The 21541-nt window shown below is 41.9% G+C and carries 16 protein-coding genes; 10 read left to right on the plus strand and 6 right to left on the minus strand.

Features of this window, described 5'->3' with window-relative positions; translation table 11 throughout:
- The first annotated feature begins 5 nt into the window (after positions 1-5).
- The 3 genes from AAEY94_RS12800 to AAEY94_RS12810 all read left to right on the plus strand — a co-directional run bounded on the left by AAEY94_RS12800 (position 6) and on the right by AAEY94_RS12810 (position 2471).
- Entirely contained in the window at positions 6-1007 is a 1002-nt protein-coding gene (locus tag AAEY94_RS12800) for a serine/threonine protein kinase (RefSeq protein WP_350979011.1), read from the plus strand.
- Between the two features lie 131 nt (positions 1008-1138).
- Positions 1139-1756: a thiol:disulfide interchange protein DsbA/DsbL gene (locus AAEY94_RS12805; RefSeq protein WP_101087276.1), complete on the plus strand. Its 618-nt coding sequence runs from the start codon at positions 1139-1141 to the stop codon at positions 1754-1756.
- Between the two features lie 502 nt (positions 1757-2258).
- On the plus strand, positions 2259-2471 hold the full coding sequence (locus tag AAEY94_RS12810) for a DUF1107 domain-containing protein (protein WP_101087275.1): 213 nt from the start codon (positions 2259-2261) through the stop codon (positions 2469-2471).
- Here AAEY94_RS12810 and AAEY94_RS12815 read toward each other — a convergent pair.
- The gene (locus AAEY94_RS12815; RefSeq protein WP_011635901.1) at positions 2468-2689 is read right to left on the minus strand and encodes a cell division protein ZapB; all 222 of its coding nucleotides are present in this window, start codon (positions 2687-2689) and stop codon (positions 2468-2470) included. The two genes, AAEY94_RS12810 and AAEY94_RS12815, sit on opposite strands and share 4 nt — an antisense overlap.
- 172 nt (positions 2690-2861) lie before the next feature.
- Between AAEY94_RS12815 and AAEY94_RS12820 the strand changes: the two genes are divergently transcribed.
- Together AAEY94_RS12820 and AAEY94_RS12825 are read left to right on the plus strand one after the other, a co-directional pair.
- Complete coding sequence (locus AAEY94_RS12820) at positions 2862-3215, plus strand: RidA family protein (RefSeq protein ID WP_162022163.1); 354 nt, start codon at positions 2862-2864, stop codon at positions 3213-3215.
- 237 nt (positions 3216-3452) lie between these two features.
- Positions 3453-4544, plus strand: coding sequence for a branched-chain amino acid aminotransferase (locus AAEY94_RS12825; RefSeq protein ID WP_101087273.1), 1092 nt, complete (start codon positions 3453-3455; stop codon positions 4542-4544).
- Positions 4545-4628: 84 nt separating this feature from the next.
- On the opposite strand, the gene AAEY94_RS12830 is transcribed toward AAEY94_RS12825, so the two are convergent.
- The 4 genes from AAEY94_RS12830 to AAEY94_RS12845 form a co-directional block, all read right to left on the minus strand.
- On the minus strand, positions 4629-9089 hold the full coding sequence (locus AAEY94_RS12830; protein WP_350979012.1) for an EAL domain-containing protein: 4461 nt from the start codon (positions 9087-9089) through the stop codon (positions 4629-4631).
- Between the two features lie 286 nt (positions 9090-9375).
- Positions 9376-10281, minus strand: coding sequence for a 1-acylglycerol-3-phosphate O-acyltransferase, YihG family (yihG, locus tag AAEY94_RS12835; protein ID WP_350979013.1), 906 nt, complete (start codon positions 10279-10281; stop codon positions 9376-9378).
- A 6-nt stretch (positions 10282-10287) separates the two neighbouring features.
- On the minus strand, positions 10288-11184 hold the full coding sequence (gene yihG, locus AAEY94_RS12840; protein WP_335692665.1) for a 1-acylglycerol-3-phosphate O-acyltransferase, YihG family: 897 nt from the start codon (positions 11182-11184) through the stop codon (positions 10288-10290).
- Between the two features lie 79 nt (positions 11185-11263).
- Positions 11264-12787: a YifB family Mg chelatase-like AAA ATPase gene (locus tag AAEY94_RS12845; RefSeq protein ID WP_350979014.1), complete on the minus strand. Its 1524-nt coding sequence runs from the start codon at positions 12785-12787 to the stop codon at positions 11264-11266.
- 366 nt (positions 12788-13153) lie between these two features.
- On the opposite strand from AAEY94_RS12845, the gene paeA reads away from it, so the two are divergent.
- Positions 13154-14461, plus strand: coding sequence for a polyamine export protein PaeA (paeA, locus tag AAEY94_RS12850; RefSeq protein WP_101087269.1), 1308 nt, complete (start codon positions 13154-13156; stop codon positions 14459-14461).
- A 32-nt stretch (positions 14462-14493) separates the two neighbouring features.
- Here paeA and ilvY read toward each other — a convergent pair whose 3' ends face one another.
- Positions 14494-15366, minus strand: a complete 873-nt coding sequence (gene ilvY / locus AAEY94_RS12855; protein WP_101087268.1) for an HTH-type transcriptional activator IlvY — start codon at positions 15364-15366, stop codon at positions 14494-14496.
- Between the two features lie 209 nt (positions 15367-15575).
- Here ilvY and ilvC point away from each other — a divergent pair, with 209 nt between their 5' ends.
- From ilvC to ilvD, 4 genes are all read left to right on the plus strand, one after another.
- The gene (ilvC, locus tag AAEY94_RS12860; RefSeq protein WP_192116352.1) at positions 15576-17057 is read left to right on the plus strand and encodes a ketol-acid reductoisomerase; all 1482 of its coding nucleotides are present in this window, start codon (positions 15576-15578) and stop codon (positions 17055-17057) included.
- A 567-nt stretch (positions 17058-17624) separates the two neighbouring features.
- A complete protein-coding gene (ilvG, locus tag AAEY94_RS12865; RefSeq protein WP_162022166.1) occupies positions 17625-19310 on the plus strand; it encodes an acetolactate synthase 2 catalytic subunit in 1686 nt (561 codons plus the stop codon).
- Positions 19307-19564 (plus strand): acetolactate synthase 2 small subunit, encoded by a 258-nt coding sequence (gene ilvM, locus AAEY94_RS12870; protein WP_011635912.1) that lies wholly within the window; start codon positions 19307-19309, stop codon positions 19562-19564. The genes ilvG and ilvM overlap by 4 nt, the downstream gene beginning before the upstream one ends.
- Before the next feature lie 116 nt (positions 19565-19680).
- A complete protein-coding gene (ilvD, locus tag AAEY94_RS12875) occupies positions 19681-21540 on the plus strand; it encodes a dihydroxy-acid dehydratase (RefSeq protein WP_350979015.1) in 1860 nt (619 codons plus the stop codon).
- Position 21541 lies beyond the last annotated feature (1 nt).

The raw sequence follows: 21541 nt of genomic DNA on the forward strand, positions 1-21541 counted from the left end.
TATACATGGACAACGGTACAGGCGCAGAGTTTCATTTTCAGGCATTGAGACCCGATCTCATTTTAGATGCCATCGAAAGCATCGGCGTCTTCCCTGAGACGGGGCTATTAGCATTAAACAGTTACGAAAATAGGGTGTACCAATTCCGCTGCGATCAAGGCATTCGTTATGTGGTGAAGTTTTATCGGCCGCATCGTTGGAGCAATGAACAAATTCAAGAAGAGCACGATTATGCCTTGGCATTGGCGGCAGAAGATATTCCTATTGCCGTTCCTGTCGTTATTGAAGGTAAAACCTTATTTGAGTATCAAGGTTATCGTTTTGGTCTTTTTCCGTCTATTGGCGGGCGGGCATTTGAAGTAGACAATCTTGAACAACTTGAATCGGTTGGCCGCTTTATTGGCCGAATTCATCAATATGGCGCAATGCAGCCTTTTAAATACCGTGAATCGCTGACCCCTGCCATTTTGGGCGATGAGTCTTATCGCTATTTACGCGAAAGTGGTATTGTTGCCAGTTCGATGCAGACAGCTTTTTTCACCGTAGTAGAGCAAGTTTTAGAGAAAGCCAAGCAGATATGGCAGCAGCACAATTTTACCTCTATACGCTTGCACGGAGATTTACACCCTAGTAATATTTTATGGACACCAGATGGACCTGGATTTGTTGATTTAGACGATGCCAGGCAAGGGCCAGCAGTACAAGATTTATGGATGATGTTGACCGGAGATCGTCAGCAGCAATTATTACAAATTGATATTTTATTAGAGGGATATCAAGAGTTTTGTGATTTTGATGCGAGACAGTTGGCACTCATTGATCCGTTAAGGGCTTTCCGGATGGTGCATTATAATGCGTGGTTAGCCAAGCGCTGGGATGACCCTGCATTCCCGATGAATTTTCCATGGTTTGGCGATATTAAGTATTGGGAACAACAAACTCTGGCGTTTAAGGAGCAGTTATCTGCGCTTAATGAGCCACCATTGAGTTTACCTAGTTTTAATTAACAATATTTCATAATCACTACCTAATAGTATTTAGTTACAAATACAATTGACTAGCGATTGAGTTACAGGCTAACGCTAGACTATGATAGAGCCAGCGTATTTATATTTTTGCCTATTTAGAAGGAAGTAAAATGAAAAAAGCATTACTGATGGCTGCTGCACTCCTGCTAGCGCCTATGGCTGCGATGGCTGCCGATTATAAAGAAGGTGTACATTACACGGTTATTAATGATGGCCCTGAAACTGCCAAGCCAGAAATTACTGAGTTTTTCTCATTCTATTGTCCACATTGTTTTAATTTTTCTAAAACAGTAGTGCCTAAAATTGAAGCGAACTTACCTGAAGGTGTCACATTTAATCAGTCTCACGTTGAGTTTATCGGTCGTGAAATGGGCGTAGAAATGTCACGTGCTTTTGCGGTTGCTCAGCAGTTAAATGTCGAGAAAAAAATGGACGCAGCTTTATTTAGCGCTATCCACGACAAGCGTCAGCAATTTACTCGCGCAGACGATATCAGAGCAGTATTTATAGCTAACGGCGTAGATGGTAAAGCTTACGATGCAGCGGCAAGTTCATTTATGGTGAACGCTCAGATGTCGAAAATGAAGCGTGATACTGAAAATGCTAAAATTTCTGGTGTACCAACATTAGTAGTTAACGGCAAATATCGCGTCGAAACCAGCTCGATTAAATCTTATGATGAATTAATTGATATCGCATTTTACTTAACATCAATGAACAAAAAGTAATCTACACAACTTATGTTTGTTAAATAAGGAGCTTCGGCTCCTTTTTTGTTGTCTAAATTTCAGCAAAGGTTATCAAACAATACTCATATTTTTAAACAAGAGGCTGATGCTGTGGTTTAGGCGGGATGTTGATTGCGCGGAGTCGAAGTTTATCGCAGGCAAAAAAAAACCGTATGTCTATAAAAGACGATACGGAGATGAGTCAAATGACTCTTTTTTACCCTGAGTAACATCAAAGATCTTAACATGGCGTCAAAATATTGGCAAGCGGCATTAAAGTGTCACTTGAGATTTATGGGATTTATCAGAACAATAAAAAATAGCATGTTAATGAAACTCTTTCGGCATCATGTGGTCAAACTTGATGACATTGAAGTTGTGCTTAACAAGAAAGTGAATAGTGGTTTATATCTGCTTTGAACATTTACATTTCCGACTTATACATGGCTTATCGTCGTTATTTCATTGCACCTTGTGCATGTATTTTCTTGGAGGAAGTCGTATGAGAATGTTCCCTGTTTATGCACCTAAATTGATAGTTAAGCATGCTAGGATCTTTTTGAGTGGCGTGATTTGGGTAAAAGACTTAGGGTTACTCGAGTTTGATAAAGGGCGCTTTTTACAGACGAAAAAAAGCCTGCCGAAAGTTAAGCAGGCTATCAGTGAATTAAATGCCTTGATTGAAATACAATCAAAGCAGTATCAATCCATTTAGATTTCGTTATTCAATAAACCAACAAGGCCGTTGACCTTATCACTCCAAGAGTTTAGGTCTTGCTGCAATTGTTGGTTTTTTTGTGTCAATTCTTGTTGCTGTGAAAGCAACGCTTCGTTCTTTTGCTTCTCTTCATCAAGCTCCATTTTTAGTAGCTCAATATTTTCGAGAGTTGCCTGGATTTTGGTTTCCAGTTGGGACAATAATTCAAGGCTCATGGGGAGTCCTATACGTTTCTGGATGGAAACCCGATTCTAGCAGTGACAAGGCCTATAGGAATAGCCTTTAAAACTAAGTGGCTAAAATATATTCAATAAATCGTACTATATTGTGCTTTATCTCAGATCGCGCTATTTTCATCTGCTAACCAAGACAGTAAAAGACCTTTTTATGACAATTACCCGACTCGATGTTAACACTCGCATGAGCAGTATTGTGATCCACAACAATACCGTTTATCTGTGTGGCCAGGTGGCTAAAGATAAGTTCACCGATATTAATACCCAAACTATTACCATGCTTGAAGAGGTCGAAAGCTTGCTCGTACAATCTGGTAGTCGACGCGATCATATTTTATCAGCCACTATTTACCTTAAAGATATGGCTGATTACGATGCAATGAATCAAGTGTGGGACAACTGGTTACCCAAAGGGCATGCCCCAGCAAGAGCTTGTGTACAAGCAGCGATTGCCGAACCTGAATACTTGGTTGAAATTTCGGTGATTGCAGCAGTGGCAAGTTAGCCATAAATGGATAATCATTCTTGGTGACATAACTTTGATTAATCTTGATTGATGCGTTGTGATTAGGCTAGTGACAGAATGAGATATGCACTGACAGTTTGTCTGTTGCAGTATGAATAAATATATTGATGCTTGTTACGTTCAATTGACGTATTTTGATTTAGGATCTAGGGCTGCGACTTGACATTATTCTCTAGCCTCCATAGTCTGCAAGCTCAGTTTTTAAGGTGGTATGCAATGGACATAAAATATAATTTAAAATCAGCGTCAGAGCGCCGCACAGAGCCATTTAAGCCTGAAGGCGATGTGGGTTTCGGTAAGCTTCGTACTGATCACATGTTTTTGATGGATTATCGTGATGGTCAATGGTGCGATCCGCGCATAGTTCCTTACGGCCCGTTTGAAATGGCACCCGGTGCAATGTCATTGCATTATGGCCAATCAATTTTTGAAGGCGCTAAAGCCTTTATGCACGAAGATGGCGAGATTTACACCTTCCGCTTAAATAAAAACGCTGAGCGCATGAACCGTTCTGCCGATATCGTGTGTATTCCGAATATCGATGAAAGTATGCAAGTAAAGGCAATTAATGCCCTTATTGATGTTGACCGTTTGTGGTTCCCACAGCAACAAGGTGCGTGTTTATACATTCGACCTTTTATTTTTGCAACAGAAGATCGTTTGTCTGTTAGCCCTAGTCAGCAATATACATTCTGCGTCATGCTAAGCCCATCTGGAGCGTATTATGCCTCTGGGGTTAATAATGGTATTCGCTTGTTAATCAGTACTAAGTACCACCGTGCAGTATCTGGTGGTACTGGTGCTTCAAAAGCTGCTGGTAACTATGCTGCTTCACTGCGTGCAGGTAAAGCCGCTGTAGAATATGGCGCATCGCAGGTATTGTATTTAGATTCAACTAATACTCAAATTGAAGAAGCTGGCGCGATGAATCACTTTCACATTCTAAAAGATGGCACTGTGATTATTCCGACATTCACAGACACCATTTTAAAATCCATTACCTCTCAGTCCATTATGGAACTTGGGGATATGCTGGGTTGTGAAGTGAGACAAGAAACGGTGATGTTAGATAAATTCATTGCTGATATTGAAGCGGGTGAAATTATTGAAGCGGGTGGATTTGGTACTGCTGCGGTGGTATCGCCTGTCAGTTCATATATCTTCGAAGATGGTCGGGTTTTGACCGTTGGCGACGGTAAGGTAGGTCCTAATATTCAGCGTATTTATAAGCTGTTTACTGAGCTACAAAAAGGCAACGTTACTGCACCGCAAGGCTGGGTAAAACGCGTTGAACGTGTTGCACCGTAGTTTATAGCTTACAGTTTATAGTTTATAGTTTATTCAATCAGTAAAATACACATAAAAGCTCCTAAATGGAGCTTTTATTTTGCCTTATGAATGACTAATCTTAACTTTGTCTTGCGTTAATAATGCAAGGCAATTAACCGCACTCAGTGGTTTACTGAGCAAGAAGCCCTGTACTTGATCACAACCCCCCTCACGTAAGAAATTCAATTGCGCTTGGGTTTCAACACCTTCAGCCACAACGTTAAGCTCTAAACTGTGTGCCAAGGTTATAATGGCGCTAGTGATGGCAGCATCGTCAGGATCTTCAGTTATATCACGTACAAATTCACGATCAATCTTCAAGGTATCAATTGGGAAGCGTTTCAAATAGCTTAAGCTTGAGTATCCGGTACCAAAGTCATCAATCGCAATGGTTAAGCCTAATGCTTTGAGTTGCGATAGCACGGCAACGGAATCCTGTGGGTTACCCATAATCATCGACTCGGTTAATTCGAGTTCTAAGGCGCTTGCCGGTAATCCAGATACCGCTAATGCGACTTCTATGGTCGAAATGATATCGGCTTTCAATTGTCTGGCTGAAAGGTTAACGGCGACAGATATATGCTCAAAACCTTGTTGATGCCATTGCGCCAGTTGGTTACAGGCTTGTTGAATAGCCCATTGACCAATCTGATTGATGATGCCTGTTTCTTCCGCCAGCGGAATAAACTCAACCGGTGAAATAAAGCCAAGTTCTGGGCTTTCCCAGCGCATTAACGCTTCCAGTCCGATAATTTTTTCAGTTTTTACATCGTATTTAGGTTGATAAACCAAATATAGCTCATTGTCTTGAATCGCTTTTTTAAGTCCGGCCTCTAACTGAACATGACGTGTAGCATATTGGTTTAATTGCTCGGTATAGAATTGGAAATTATTGCGCCCCAGTGATTTTGCGTGATACATGGCGGTATCAGCATACTTAATCAATGAGGTGGTATCATCTGCATCTTCTGGGTACAAACTGATACCAATCGACGGTGATATAGTCAGTATTTTATCGTCAAGTAAAAAAGGTGTTTGAAAAGCGTGTAACACTTTTTCGGCAATAATGGTGGCGGCTTTCGTTTTGGCAACACCTTCTAAAATAATGGTAAATTCATCTCCGCCTAAGCGTGCAACGGTATCGCCATCTCGTACAGCATTTTGCAGGCGATGCGCGACGGCTTTAAGCAGTAAATCACCGATGTGGTGGCCCATTGAGTCATTGATATGTTTAAATCGGTCAAGATCTAAAAATAACAATGCTACGATGCTATTGGCACGGTGTGCTTTCGTCACGGCTTGGTTGAGCCTGTCCTGGAATAAAGTGCGGTTAGGCAGTCCGGTCAGTGGATCAAAGTTAGCCAATACTCGTAAATCTTCTTCGGCTTTTTTACGGGCAGTAATATCGGTGAACACCGCCACAAAGTGGCTCGTTTCACCTTTATTATCGATAACTTGGTTAATTTCTAGCCATGCAAGAATACCGCGACGGTTGCGGGTTCTAATGTGAATTTCACCGGCCCAATGTTTGTGTCTTAATAGCTGGGTTTCAACTGAGTTATAAAACTCGCGCGACTGCTTTCCCATGGTTAAAAACAAGAAATGCTTACCGACAACATCACGATGTTTAAAGCCAGTAATGCGACTAAAAGCTGGATTGATTGAGCGTATTTGATAGTCTAGTTCACCAACGACAACGGCTTCGTTCATACTAAACAAGACTTGCGATGATAGCTTGAGTTCGTTTTCTGTGATTTTTCGGCTAGTAATGTCTTTATGAGTTCCAGCCATTCGCACTGGAATATTATTCCCATCACGTTCAACAATTTGACCACGATCTAACACCCAAGCCCATTCTCCAGGTTTAGTTTCAACGCGATACTCTGCTTCAAAGAACTCACTTTCACCGTTAAGGTGATCGTTAAGCAGTTTTTGCACTCGTGGTCGGTCTTCTGGATCAATGTTTTTATTCAATAACTGATCTTTTAACGAAAAACTCATCGGCTCGATCATGTTAGTTCGATAGACTTTATCGTCTTTAATGTTCCAATCCCACATACCATCGCCAGAAGCCCAAAGTGCCAGTTTTAAGCGCTCTTCAGAGGCGCGAATACTGTTGTCAAATTCACGTTGCTTGGCCTGTTTTTTCTTTCGCGCATAAAAAAACCAAACAATAATTAATAATCCGACCGTAATATACAGAATATAAGCTGTGTTGCTCATATACATTGGTGGCACTACTGACACGTTCACATTAAGTGTGTATTGGCTGTATCTATTCGTCCCTAGCGCATGACGAACCACTAACTTGTATTCACCAGGTGGTAAGTTGGTATAGGTGATTTCGTTGCCATGGGATAATTCGCGCCAATCGTTGTCATAACCGTCTAAAAAGTAGCTAAAACGGCTTAATCCTGGGTAACTGAAATTGAGCGAGCCGACTTCAAAGCTGATGAGTTGTTGTTCATAAGGCATGATAATGCGCGGAGCATGGCTTAAGTCGCGAATAGGGTGTTGGGTTTCACCAATCGTGTATTTTGTCAGCGCCAGTTTGTTCTCGGACCTTTGGCTTGGAATAGTGCTTGGGTTAAATTGGTTAAGGCCTCGAATACCACCAAACCATAAGGTACCGTTAAGCTCTTTAAACTTAGCTGAACCATTAAATTCATTGGCTTGCAAACCTTCGAATTTATTATAAGAAATAAAGCTTTTATTACTCGGAGTAAAACGTGAAATACCCGAGTTAGTACTTAGCCATAAATCGTGTTTTTCGTCTTCTAAAATCGCATAAACTGTATTACTGCTTTTGTCTGCGTTGACGTCCATTCTTTCAAATTTAAACGTGCCGTATTCTATTGTTAGCTTGTCTATACCACCATGAGTAGCCACCCAAAAGTCGCCATTTTCTGCTAACAAAAAGTCTCTGACACGATTGTCACTTAGACTGTAAGGGTTTTCTGAATCATGGCTCAAAAAGTCTAGTTTTTGTGCTTCAGCTGAAAGCCTTACCACTCCGCCCATAGTGCCTAGCCATAAATAACCTTGGCTAAAATAAAGCTTAATAATTTGGTATTTGAATGGCGAAAAATCAGTTTGAAAACCGAAGTTATAAGCCATCATGCGATTTGTATACTCAGAGATAAAATACAAACCTTGTGAGCTGGCTATCCATAAACGGTCTTTGTCATCAAAGGCTAAACTGCGGATTTGGGTATCGGCATAAAATTGTGCGTTTGCCGGTTTAATTTGCTGCAGGGTATTGCTCTTATCTAAGGTAAACAGCCCTACGTTGGTGGCAAACCATAGTAAACCTTGTTTATCTTGTTTAATGTCATGCACTATCAAGGATAACTGTTCTGTAGGTATCGCTAATGTTTTTGCAAATAAATCATTGATGTAATGATATTGGTTATCATCGGGGGCCAAATACTTAAGTCCAGCACCATCGGTGCCTATCCACAGGCGTTGCTGTGTGTCCCTGAAAATGACGCGGATCATGTTTGCCATGCCCGGAGCATTGGTTTGGTAGTCGTAAAAGTGGCTAAAATATTGATGGCTGAGATTTAGTTTATCGATGCCCGAATAACCTGTACCAATCCATAGGGTGCCGTTTTGATCTAGCATTAGGTTTTGTAGTGTATTAGCACTGATGGAATTGAGTTTTTGCGGATCATGTTTATAAAGTGTGCTGTGCCACTTGCCACCCATAAAATCGAGTTTGAATAAACCGGTATTGTTGCCGATAGCAAAAATTTGATTGGCATTAACCACGATAAAATCAATTATCTTACGGTTATCGCCAAAACTATCATCATGCGACCATATCAGTTCTTTTTTATGGGTATCGAGATTGTAGCGCCAAATTTGGTTGTCGATGGCCAGCCAGACGGAATAAACAGAGCTGGATTTGATTTGGTTTACCGTCATATTGAGCGGGATATCAAGCCGAATAATAGTATTACTATCAATGGCAAATGTGCCATGTGATTGAGTGCCAACGACAATGTATTTATCGTCAATATTGGCAATGCTGGTAATATTGGGCGTGATATTATTGCCTAAACTGACGAGAATAATTTTTTCGGTTTTTAAAGATAGTATGTACAAACCCGAACGAGTACCTACCCATAAGGTATCGCCAATCACGGCAAGATGGGTTACCTGAAGTTCAGTTAAGCCTTGGGGTTGTTTAAACGCAGTAAACTCCCCTGTAGTAAGGTTAAATCGATTGAGTCCATTGTTGAAGGTGCCTATCCATAAATCGCCGTCAGGTGACTGCAAAATATCAGTAATTAAATTGCCTGAGATAGAGTTGGTATTTTTTGGCTGTTTTAAGTATAAATCAAACTCAACACCATTATAGCTGTGTAGACCGTCTTGAGTCCCTATCCAAAGCATTCCTGAGCTGTCCATAAACAGACGAGTAATCGAGTTTTGATTAAGGTCCCCTTCGGTACTGAAATGGTCAAATTTTACTTCGGTTAAGCTGTCATAAGGATCATTTTTTTGCGCTGAAACAGACACTGAAAAACTCAATGTTATGACTAAAATTAGCCAGTGTGTTAAAAGCGTGAATGCACGAAAATTCAAATTTCACCTATAAAAAATTTATTGGAAAGGCTGTGACAACTTTCAATTATATTAACAATAAAATCCGACATTAAGTCTTACACATTCAATTGTTAATTAATTTTATCAATTGAGTTATCGATAAACTCTTTTTCCTTATAAAACTGACAGTTTTACACCTTTAACGCAACAGAAAATCGTCATTTGTCGGTTTTATGACAGTTTAACCTCTTCAATGCAGTTACTGCTGTTGGTAAGCTTTTATTATGTCATCTATTTGCTGATCTTTTTCAAGCCAAAGCTGATTTAACAACCGCTGAAATTCGACACGAGTTTCTGGGCTTGAAAAGTAGACTTCTGAGTCCACTTTGGGTACGGGCAGAGTTTCAATACGGATCACCACTTTTTTAGTGCGTCCGTGCATTACATTCGCCAATACTTTTTCCGAGGTTTCAGGATAAACCAAGGTGATATTTAGCAGGCCGGTAAACTGTTCGCCCATTGCTGAGAGTGTAAAAGCTATCCCACTGGCTTTAGGACGTAATAAATGGCGATAAGGTGAATTCTGACGTAGTCGTTTTTCTTCGGTAAACCGACTGCCTTCAACATAATTAATAATCGATGTAGGCATGTCCTTAAAACGCTCGCAAGCTTTGCGGGTTGTTTGCAGATCTTTGCCTTTCAATTTAGGATTTTTTTTCAGTTTTGCTGCACTCGTACGATCCATAAACGGCATGTCGAGCGCCCAGCAACCTAAGCCCATTATTGGTACATATAATAGTTCTTTTTTTAAAAAGAACTTCAACATTGGAATATGGTTACGCAATAAATACGTTTGGGCTGCAATATCAAAGCCACTGACATGGTTACTGATCAGTAAATACCAACCGTTTGGGTCGAGTTTCTCTAACCCTTTTACATCCCATTCAATGTTGGATATCAAATATAAAATACCGCCATTGCATGTGGCCCATGACCACATAAAACGGTTCATTATTCGCGTTAATAATCGGCGAGCAGGCAAGAACGGCAGTAATAATTTAGCCACACCGCCAATGGTTAATAATGAGCTCCATACAATGGTATTGATGATCAATAGCGTCAGACTGATAATAAACAGTATTGGACCAGGTAAAAAAGCCAGCATATTTTGTTAACCCTCTTGTTTTGCTTGTGACGCAAAATTTTGTAACTGCAGGTCTTTATCTAGCCAAAGTTGATTGAGCTGCTCTTGAAATTCAATTTTAAATTCGCGATCTTTTAGGTAATCACCACGCATACGCTGAGGAATATCAGTGATTTTAATGTCCACTCTTACCTCTGATAATCCACCACAAATATAGTGCCAATAAGTCGGTACGGTATCTGGATAATATATGGTGACATTAACCAGTTTATTAATGTGCTCTCCCATAGCGGATAATGCGAATGCCATTCCTCCAGCCTTAGGTTTTAGAAGGTGCTGAAAAGGTGAGCCTTGTTTATCATGTTTAGCTGCCGTAAAACGAGTACCTTCAACAAAGTTCATAATACTCACAGGTTTCGTTTTAAATTTTTCACAGGCTTTACGAGTAATCTCGATATCTTTACCTTTCAATTTAGGATTTTTTCGCAACTGTGATGTGCTGTAACGGCGCATAAATGGAAAGTCTAATGCCCACCAAGCGAGGCCAAGTACCGGGACAAAAATCAGTTCTTGTTTGAGGAAAAACTTTAAAAAGGGAATTTTGCGGTTAAATACTCGCTGTAAAATGAGGATGTCGACCCACGATTGATGGTTAGCAATAACCATGTACCATTCTTGTTCAGAAAAAGATTGGTCGCCAGTGACATTGATACGCATTGGATGAAAAATTGATTCTACTATCGTATTGACACCGATCCATGCAGTAGCGCAATTGTCGAGAATATAACTACATATTTTTTGACAAATGCCAATCGGGATCAATTTTACAATACTGAACGCCAAGATAGGGATGGTCCAAAAAATGGTATTAAATAAATAGCATAAGAATGCAATTGAACCTTTGATTTTCGAAAGCAGCGACATTTTTCTCTCCTATTAAACGGAGGGCTATGTTACTCGTAGTCGCAGTTTTGCTCAATCTATACGATAGGTTAAATTACGTTTATTGCTGATTCAATTTTGCCAGTAATCGATCCATGGCCCTATAGCCAAGGGCTTGAGCTATGTGACTGCGCTCAGTTGTAGGGGATTGCTGTAAGTCGGCAATGGTACGAGATACCCGTTGAATCCGATGAAAACTACGTACAGACAATCCTAAGCTCACGACACTTTGTTCCAAAAAAGCGAGATCTGGTTGAGTTATAGCGCCATCTTGTTTGAGTTGTTTTGGGGTTAATTCACTGTTTAATACCCCAGAGCGGCTGAGTTGTAGATCGCGTGCTTGTTTGACCCGTTTAGCTATTTCAACGCTGGACTCACTGGGTTGGTGTTGTTGGGTTAAGGTGCCAGCAGGAAGTTTAGGAACATCTACGGTTAAATCGAAGCGGTCTAAAAACGGCCCAGATAAACGTGATAAGTAACGCTGAATTTGATCCGGGGTCGAACGTGCGCGCTCCGTATCACCACAAGGGCTTGGGTTCATTGCGGCAATGAGTTGAAATCGACTTAAGAAGGTCAATTTTGCTGCCGCACGTGAAATCTCAACTTGACCCGTTTCCAAAGGTTCTCGAAGACAATCTAGTACCTTTCGAGGAAACTCTGCTATTTCATCAAGAAATAATATTCCACGGTGCGCCAATGATATCTCACCTGGTTTGGGATGGCTGCCGCCGCCAATAAGTGCAATAGATGATGATGTATGATGCGGCGAACGAAAAGGGCGGTTAAGGAAGTTTTGCGGTTGTACATGTAATCCGGCGACAGAATGAATCGCTGCCACTTCAATGGCTTCATCGTAAGTGAGTTTTGGCAATAACGGAATAATACGATTGGCTAACATACTTTTCCCCGTCCCTGGGGGGCCAATAAACAACATGTTATGTCCTCCGGCTGCGGCGATTTCAAGCCCGTGTTTTGCCTGATATTGGCCAATAACATCGCTCATGCATAGCGATGATTGCACCAGAGGTTCTTCTTCAATCCACTCGGGTAAGGTATCGAGTAACGGCAATTGTGCTTGGCCATGTAGGAATGCCGCCAAGTTTTGCAAGTGAGCGACAAAATAACTGTGCTTATAGCCAACCAGCTCTGCTTCATGTCTATTTTCGATGGGCATAAAAAAATGGTGCTGATCATTACGTGCCGCAATAATGGCTGGTAATAATCCACTGCAAGGTCGAATTTGCCCAGAAAGAGCCAGCTCACCAACAAACTCGCATTGGTGTAACGCTTTAGCTGGAACTTGATTTGATGCGGCGAGAATACCGACTGCAATAGGCAAATCATAGCGGCCACCTTGTTTTGGTAAATCTGCTGGGGCTAGGTTGACGGTAATTCTTTTTTGAGGGAATTCAAATCCCGCATTAATCAACGCACTTCTGACACGCTCTTTGGCTTCTTTGACAGAAGTTTCTGGCAGTCCGACTAGATTAAATGCGGGTAAACCGTTGCTTAAATGAACTTCAACAGTGACTCTTGGCGCTTCTACACCACAACTTGCTCGAGTAAATACACAGGCTATCGCCATCAACAATTCCTTTTGTTTGAATAATATACAAATGAAGAGGTGGTTACAGTTTAGCAGTGATGTTTTTTTTTGCGTGATAAAGGCTAAATAAGTGAGATAAAGTTGTGCTTGTAAGCTAGTTTAAATGACTGATGTTGAGTAGAATACCGTCGCTTTATAGTTCGCAGAGACCGATTATAAATAGGTCTGTTGTCGTGAAACACTATAATGATATTCCATCACTCGTTATTTCTATCTGTATTGAATCATTAGCCTTATTAATTTGAATGTTAATAAATGGCTGAGGTCTTGCATTTGCCCATTTTGCAACAAAGATATGTACATACATTCCTGATATTTTGGCTAGTATTCAGGTAAAGGTAAACTATGAGCCTCTCTGATAATTTATTGATCATCTTGTGCCTGATCGGCATTAGTTGTTTTTTTTCTATGTCTGAAATTGCCCTCGCGGCATCACGAAAAATGCGTTTGCAATTAATGGCTGATGAGGGCGATTTGCGTGCCGCAAAAGTGCTTAAACTTCAGGCGCATCCAGGCAGTTTTTTTACCGTGGTACAAATCGGACTCAATGCGGTCGCGATTATGGGCGGTATTGTGGGTGAATCAGCCTTTAGACCTCATTTTGAACAATTACTGTTGCCTTTATTGGGCAATGAGTGGGGTTTACAGCTGAGTTTTGTTTGTTCATTTGTGACGGTCACTTCATTGTTTATTTTATTTGCTGATTTGATGCCTAAACGAATTGCTATGGTGATCCCAGAGCAAGTTGCGGTCACTTTTGTAATGCCAATTATTTTGTGCATTAAAGTATTAAAGCCGTTTGTGTGGATTTTTAATGGTTTGGCCAATGCAATTTTTAAATTGTTGCAAGTGCCTACAGCACGTAACGACCAAGTCACCCATGATGATATTTACGCCATGATGACAGCCGGTACTGAAGCTGGGGTGATGGATAAAGGCGAACAACAAATGATGGAAAACGTGTTTGAAATGCAGTCGGTGTCGGTGACCTCTGCAATGACAGCACGTGAAAGTTTAGTGTATTTTTTACTGCAAGACAGCGAAGAAGACATCAAACAGAAAATTGCTAAAAACCCGCATAACAAATTTTTAGTTTGTGATGGTCAACTGGATATGATCAAAGGTTTTGTTGATGCAAAAGAGTTACTGATTAGGGTAATTAACGGCGAGAACATCACCTTAAAAGGCAGTACGTTAGTGCATAACTGCCTCATCATTCCAGATACGTTAACCTTGTCTGAGTCGATGGAATATTTTAAGAATAATCGTTCCGACTTTGCGGTGGTGATGAACGAATATGCTTTGGTTGTTGGCATAGTTACCACCAATGATTTACAAAGTGCCGTTATGGGCGCGTGGTCATTACATGAAAGTGAAGAACAAATTGTTGCCCGTGATGGTAACTCTTGGTTAGTCGATGGGGTGACACCGATTACTGATGTCATGCGAGCATTTAATATTGAAGTGTTTCCGCATAATCAAAATTACGAAACCATTGCTGGTTTTATGATGTATATGTTGCGCAAAATCCCCAAACGTACTGACTTTGTCAATTATGCAGGTTACAAATTTGAGGTAGTCGATATTGACTCATACAAAGTCGACCAACTACTGGTTACTCGGTTAGATATTGAGATGCCGCCACTGCCTTAAGTCAATTAGCTTAAACAATCTACACGGCACCATTAAATGATGTCTAAGAACGCACTAATGATTGGATCATTGGTGCGTTTTTCTTTGCAGCAACAGCCTAATTCAAATGGCGGGATCGGGATTGGCGAAGCTAAGGTTTGGATGCGATCGCGTACCGGACTATTGTGGATCACCGCTTCTGGACTAATACCAACACCACAGCCGAGTGCGACCATAGACACTATTGCCTCCTGACCAGAGACTTGGGCATAAATATTAGGTTTTATGCCCATTTGCTTAAACCATAAATCAATCCTTTTTCTGCCGGGACCATGGTCCGGTACGATATAGGGCAGTTTAGCCCAGTCAATTTTTGGCTGGTTTACCCATTGCTGAACTTGGCATTGTATTGTGGGCGCAATGACGGAAATCGGTACTTTATCAATCGGAGTAAAATGCAAGCTACTAGGAAACGCCTCCGGTAATGCAATAATAGCGATATCGGCGCGATTTTTTTGAATTTGGTTGACCGCATTGGCTGGATCTCCCGTGTTGAGATTGATATCGACATGGGGATGCTCACGTCTAAACCGATCTAACAGTGCCGGTAAATGGCTATAAGCTGCGGTAACTGAACAGTACAAATTAAGATTGCCATGTAAAAACTGTTGGCTTGGGTCAATTCGACTGCGCAGCTGGGTCCATTCCGATAATGTTTGCTCTGCAAAACGTTTAAATTCAACGCCTGCGTGGGTAATCGTGACGCTTCGATTGTCTCGGTCAAATAATTTACTGCCCAGTTCCTCTTCTAAACGCTGCAACGCACGGCTTAAGGTTGACGGACTAACATGCGATTGCTCTGCCGTTTTGGCAAAATGCAGGCTATCGCATAAGTGTAAATACATTTTAAGTGAACGGATATCCATCACAGCACCTTCAAGCACGTATTAAGTTGAGAGTTAAGTTAAATATTAGGTTAAGCATTCCATGTTGCAGTAATTGCAACGTCATGTCCCGAATATATCATTTTAAGCAATCATATGCATGCGCTATAGTGACTTCAATCACAACGCTTAGGGTCGCTGACTTATAAGATGTTGAGTCCCAAATTACTAAATTTTATAGGTGGTATCAGATGGCTAACTATTTTAACTCTCTGAATTTACGTCAACAATTAGCTCAACTAGCACAATGCCGCTTTATGGACCGTACTGAATTCAGTGACGGTTGCCAATATATTAAAGATTGGAATATCGTGATTTTAGGTTGCGGCGCACAAGGCCTTAACCAAGGTTTAAACATGCGTGACTCAGGCCTAAATATTTCTTTTGCCTTACGTCCGCAAGCCATTGCTGAAAAGCGTGCATCGTGGCAAAAAGCCACCGATAACGGCTTTAAAGTCGGCACCTTTGAAGAGCTTATTCCTGCGGCTGATTTAGTGTTAAACCTTACACCAGACAAGCAACACACTAATGTTGTAAACGCGGTTATGCCATTAATGAAGCAAGGTGCTACGTTATCTTACTCACACGGTTTCAATATCGTTGAAGAAGGCATGCAAGTTCGTCCTGATATTACTGTGGTTATGGTTGCACCAAAATGTCCAGCGACGGAAGTTCGTGAAGAATACAAGCGTGGATTTGGTGTGCCAACATTGATTGCAGTGCATCCAGAAAATGATCCAAATGGTGATGGCTTAGCGATTGCTAAAGCTTATGCAAGTGCTACTGGTGGCGACCGTGCCGGTGTATTAATGTCATCGTTTGTGGCTGAAGTTAAGTCAGATTTGATGGGCGAGCAGACCATTTTGTGTGGCATGTTACAAACGGGTGCCATTTTAGGTTACGAGAAAATGGTCGCTGATGGTGTTGAACCTGGTTATGCCGGCAAGTTAATTCAGCAAGGTTGGGAGACTGTTACCGAAGCGCTTAAGCACGGCGGCATTACCAACATGATGGACCGCTTATCAAACCCAGCTAAAATCAAAGCATTTGATATGGCTGAAGAGTTGAAAGTTATCCTTAAGCCATTATTTGAAAAGCACATGGACGACATTATCAGCGGTGAGTTCTCTCGCACTATGATGGAAGATTGGGCTAATGATGACACTAACTTGTTGCGTTGGAGAGCTGAAACCAACGAAACCGCATTTGAAAATGCGCCTGTGTCATCTGAACATATCGATGAACAAACCTATTTCGACAAAGGTATTTTCTTAGTGGCAATGATCAAAGCGGGTGTTGAACTTGCATTTGATACCATGGTTGCAGCAGGCATTGTTGAAGAGTCGGCTTATTATGAATCGCTACATGAAACACCGTTGATTGCCAATACAATTGCACGTAAGCGTTTATATGAAATGAACGTGGTTATTTCGGATACGGCTGAATACGGTTGTTACTTATTCAACCATGCAGCGGTACCTATGTTACGTGATTATGTTAACGCTATGCCATCTGAGTATTTAGGTGCTGGACTTAAAGATCAAGCAACAGGTGTTGATAACCTTCGCTTAATCGACGTCAATGAACAAATTCGTAATACAGAGGTTGAGTATATCGGCGCTGAGTTACGTGGTTACATGACCGATATGAAAAGTATTGTTGAAGCGAGCTAACGTATAAGGTCACTGGTGAAGTACCTGTTCAGTGTTTTTTGCAACATGTTTATGTTGTCGTTGTCGGACAGGCATCAATCGAAACGTCCTAATGTTATTGATTAGGACGCTGAAAAAACAAATTGTTAGATTGAGTTCTAATTATTTATTCGTTGAACTCATGCGTTAAGTTTTTGTTGTTGTTTGCATTGTCTCGGCAGGGAAGCTGAATTTTTTTTATAATGGCAATTTTTTAGTTGTGCTGGATAAATCTTTTATGGTACTTGTTAGTTATACCGTAATGTTATTTAAACATAACCAAACGAATTAATACTAGAAACTTAGGATACAGTCTAAAACATGTTAAACCACACAGCCATTCTCATTCTCGACATTATTACCGTAGTGATTATTAAGTCACAGCGGGGGTGGCGTTTTGGCAACTAGACTGACCTAAGAGTCAAACAGATTGCAAAAACCCCCGCTCCGAAAGGACCGGGGGTTTTTTAGTTTTAGGCTTAAGTAAAACCAAAGACCCAATATTACACAGTAGAGCAGCAGATACATTGACGAAGTAGAGAGCAACATATGGAAGCAGGACAGAAAATGCGCGGCGCGGATGCAGTAATCAAAGTGCTAGCAGCACATGGTGTGACAACCGTATTTGGTTATCCTGGTGGGGCGATTATGCCAATCTATGATGCCCTTTATGGTGGTCCTGTAGAGCACTTGCTTAGCCGTCATGAACAAGGTGCCGCGTTTGCTGCCGTGGGATATGCCCGTGCTAGTGGTAAAACCGGGGTGTGCTTTGCAACATCTGGCCCAGGGGCCACTAATTTAATCACCTCACTTGCCGACGCTTTACTTGACTCGGTTCCACTAGTTGCCATAACGGGCCAAGTGTCTACTAGTGTTATCGGTACCGATGCATTCCAAGAGATAGATGTATTAGGTATGTCGTTGTCATGCACCAAACACAGTTTTATGGTCACCGACATCAATGAGCTTATTCCCACCTTATATCGCGCTTTTGAAATTGCAGCAGAAGGACGTCCTGGTCCGGTTTTAGTTGATATTCCCAAAGACATTCAACTTGCAGCATTAGAATACAAAACCCCCCTTCAAAGTGTTAATGATGAATTACAGCCTCTGGTGACTGACTTAGATGCGGCAGCGGAATTAATTAAGCACGCTAAGAAGCCTATGTTGTATGTTGGTGGTGGTGTGGGTATGGCTGGCGCAGTTGCGCAGTTGCGTCAGTTTATCGACACCACAGGCATTCCATCAGTGGCAACGTTAAAGGGTTTGGGCAGTATTGCACATGGCACTAAAGGTTATTTAGGCATGTTGGGTATGCATGGTGGCAAAGGGGCAAACCTTGCTGTGCAAGAATGTGATTTATTGATGGTCGTAGGCGCGCGTTTTGATGACCGCGTTACCGGTCGGCTTGCGAGTTTTGCCAGTAATGCCAAAGTATTGCATTTAGACATCGATGCCGCCGAAATCGGTAAGTTACGTCAAGCTGACGTGGCGATAGCTGCTGAACTTAGCATAGTGTTACCTGCATTAACGGCCGCCGTTACTGGCAAACTGGATATTGCTCAATGGCAAGCCGATGTTGAGGAGTTATCCCGTAAGCACCAATGGAATTACCAACATCCAGGTGATTTAATTTATGCGCCAGCGATGTTACGCCGTTTAGCCAATAAACTACCAGAAGACAGTGTTGTTGCTTGTGATGTCGGCCAGCATCAAATGTGGGTTGCACAGCACATGTGGTTCCGCCGTCCTGAGGATCATTTATCCAGTGCTGGCTTAGGCACTATGGGTTTTGGCTTACCTGCTGCTATTGGTGCCCAAGTTGCCCGACCTGATGCTACTGTGGTCACGGTCTCTGGTGATGGTTCGTTTATGATGAATGTTCAAGAATTGACCACCATTAAGCGTCGTAAATTACCGGTAAAAATCTTACTGATTGATAATCAAAAACTGGGTATGGTTAAGCAATGGCAACAGTTATTTTTTGAAGAGCGTTACAGTGAAACAGATTTATCTGACAATCCTAACTTTGTCCTGATGGCATCGGCGTTTGATATTCCAGGTCGAACGATAACGCGAGCGGATCAAGTCGAACAAGGGTTAGATGATATGTTGAACAGTAGCGGTCCTTTTATGTTACATGTGTCGATTGATGATGCTTTTAATGTATGGCCTCTAGTGCCACCGGGTGCGAGTAATAGTGAAATGATGGATCAAATGGAGAAGCAAACATGATGCATGCATTAGAAATAACCGTTCAACAACGTCCCGAAGTACTGGAACGCGTGCTACGTGTTACTCGCCATCGTGGTTTTAAAGTCACCCAAATGCAGGTTCGCATTAATGAAGACGCCAGTATGGCGGTCGACTTATGGGTTGAGGCCGAACGTGCCATTGAATTGCTCAGCAACCAGTTAGATAAATTAATTGATGTCACGCACTGTAAAGTGTTATCGGCGGCACCATTAAACCAAGTCGCCAACGGCTAAAGTTTACGATTAAATCCAGCACGATTTAGTTAGAGACTATTTATTTAGAGATTATTTTAGTCGTTATAAGGTGAATAAACCGATAACGCGATCCACATTAAACAAGGATATTAGCAATGCCAAAATTACGTTCAGCAACCAGCACCGAAGGCCGCAACATGGCAGGCGCCCGCGCACTATGGCGTGCCACTGGCGTGAAAGAAAATGATTTTGGTAAACCTATCATCGCGATAGCCAATTCGTTCACTCAGTTTGTCCCTGGGCATGTGCATTTAAAGAATATGGGATCATTGGTTGCAGGTGCCATTGAAGAAGCAGGTGGCATTGCCAAAGAATTTAATACCATTGCCGTAGATGACGGTATTGCGATGGGCCATGGCGGCATGCTGTATAGCTTACCGTCGCGCGAGTTAATTGCAGACAGTGTTGAATACATGGTCAATGCGCATTGTGCAGATGCATTAGTGTGTATTTCTAACTGCGACAAAATTACTCCTGGCATGTTAATGGCGGCGCTACGGTTAAATATTCCGGTGGTATTTGTATCCGGTGGACCAATGGAAGCGGGTAAAACCAAGCTATCTGATCAAATTATTAAGCTTGATTTAGTTGATGCCATGATCGCCGGTGCAGACTCTAATGTCAGTGATGAAGACAGTAAACAAATCGAACGCAGTGCTTGCCCTACTTGTGGCTCATGCTCGGGCATGTTTACTGCTAATTCGATGAACTGTTTAACCGAAGCCTTAGGCTTATCGTTACCGGGTAACGGTTCCATGCTCGCAACTCATGAAGACCGTCGTGAATTATTTTTAGAAGCGGGTCGTCGCGTGATGATGTTGGCTGAACGTTATTACAAGCATGACGATGCAACGGCATTGCCACGTAATATTGCGTCATTTAAATCATTTGAAAATGCCATGGTACTTGATGTTGCCATGGGCGGTTCATCTAATACAGTGTTGCATTTAGTGGCTGCCGCGCAAGAGGCGGAAATTGACTTTACCATGGCCGATATTGATCGCATATCGCGCTTAGTGCCTCATCTATGTAAGGTTGCACCATCAACGCCTAAATATCATATGGAAGATGTTCACCGGGCTGGTGGGGTGATGGGTATTTTAGGCGAGTTAGATAGAGCAGGTTTAATCCATAACGATGTACCGCATGTGGCCGCAGATAATGGCGGCGATTTAAAATCAGTATTAGCTAAATACGACATTAAACAGACTAACGACCCAGCTGTGATCCGCTTTTTTAGCGCCGGCCCAGCGGGTATTCCAACCACTAAAGCATTTAGCCAAAATTGTCGTTGGGACAGTGTTGATGACGACCGTGAAAATGGTTGTATTCGTTCGCGTGAGTTTGCCTTTAGTCAAGAAGGTGGCTTAGCGGTATTGTCAGGTAATGTTGCCGTTGATGGCTGTATTGTCAAAACGGCAGGGGTTGATGAGTCTAATTTAACTTTTGTTGGTAGTGCTCGCGTGTACGAAAGCCAAGATGATGCGGTAGCCGGTATTTTAGGCGGCGAAGTGGTTGAAGGTGATGTGGTTGTTATTCGCTACGAAGGCCCAAAAGGTGGCCCTGGTATGCAAGAAATGCTGTATCCAACAACCTATTTGAAATCGCGTGGTTTAGGCGCTAAATGTGCGTTAATTACCGATGGTCGTTTTTCGGGTGGTACTTCTGGTTTGTCTATTGGCCATGTGTCACCAGAAGCAGCATCAGGTGGCACTATTGCACTGATCGAAAACGGCGATCAAATTGCGATCGATATTCCCAAGCGCAGCATTCAATTAAATGTTAGTGAAGCAGAGCTGACTCAGCGTCGCACAGCGATGGATGCTAAAGGCCCGTTAGGTTGGAAGCCGGTATCTCGTGAGCGTTATGTGTCATTAGCCCTTAAAGCTTATGCATTATTGGCAACCAGTGCTGATAAAGGTGCTGTACGCGATCGCACTAAGCTGGAGGGGTAAT

It is taken from the genome of Shewanella sp. AC34-MNA-CIBAN-0136, assembly GCF_040309945.1.
Taxonomy (GTDB): domain Bacteria; phylum Pseudomonadota; class Gammaproteobacteria; order Enterobacterales; family Shewanellaceae; genus Shewanella.

What these genes read in the sequence shown, in the direction of transcription:
- AAEY94_RS12800 (WP_350979011.1), top strand. Translation starts at nt 6, where the DNA reads ATGGACAACGGTACAGGCGCAGAGTTTCATTTTCAGGCATTGAGACCC.
- AAEY94_RS12805 (WP_101087276.1), top strand. Translation starts at nt 1,139, where the DNA reads ATGAAAAAAGCATTACTGATGGCTGCTGCACTCCTGCTAGCGCCTATG.
- AAEY94_RS12810 (WP_101087275.1), top strand. Translation starts at nt 2,259, where the DNA reads ATGAGAATGTTCCCTGTTTATGCACCTAAATTGATAGTTAAGCATGCT.
- AAEY94_RS12815 (WP_011635901.1), bottom strand. Translation starts at nt 2,689, where the DNA reads ATGAGCCTTGAATTATTGTCCCAACTGGAAACCAAAATCCAGGCAACT.
- AAEY94_RS12820 (WP_162022163.1), top strand. Translation starts at nt 2,862, where the DNA reads ATGACAATTACCCGACTCGATGTTAACACTCGCATGAGCAGTATTGTG.
- AAEY94_RS12825 (WP_101087273.1), top strand. Translation starts at nt 3,453, where the DNA reads ATGGACATAAAATATAATTTAAAATCAGCGTCAGAGCGCCGCACAGAG.
- yihG (WP_350979013.1), bottom strand. Translation starts at nt 10,281, where the DNA reads ATGCTGGCTTTTTTACCTGGTCCAATACTGTTTATTATCAGTCTGACG.
- yihG (WP_335692665.1), bottom strand. Translation starts at nt 11,184, where the DNA reads ATGTCGCTGCTTTCGAAAATCAAAGGTTCAATTGCATTCTTATGCTAT.
- AAEY94_RS12845 (WP_350979014.1), bottom strand. Translation starts at nt 12,787, where the DNA reads ATGGCGATAGCCTGTGTATTTACTCGAGCAAGTTGTGGTGTAGAAGCG.
- paeA (WP_101087269.1), top strand. Translation starts at nt 13,154, where the DNA reads ATGAGCCTCTCTGATAATTTATTGATCATCTTGTGCCTGATCGGCATT.
- ilvY (WP_101087268.1), bottom strand. Translation starts at nt 15,366, where the DNA reads ATGGATATCCGTTCACTTAAAATGTATTTACACTTATGCGATAGCCTG.
- ilvC (WP_192116352.1), top strand. Translation starts at nt 15,576, where the DNA reads ATGGCTAACTATTTTAACTCTCTGAATTTACGTCAACAATTAGCTCAA.
- ilvG (WP_162022166.1), top strand. Translation starts at nt 17,625, where the DNA reads ATGGAAGCAGGACAGAAAATGCGCGGCGCGGATGCAGTAATCAAAGTG.
- ilvM (WP_011635912.1), top strand. Translation starts at nt 19,307, where the DNA reads ATGATGCATGCATTAGAAATAACCGTTCAACAACGTCCCGAAGTACTG.
- ilvD (WP_350979015.1), top strand. Translation starts at nt 19,681, where the DNA reads ATGCCAAAATTACGTTCAGCAACCAGCACCGAAGGCCGCAACATGGCA.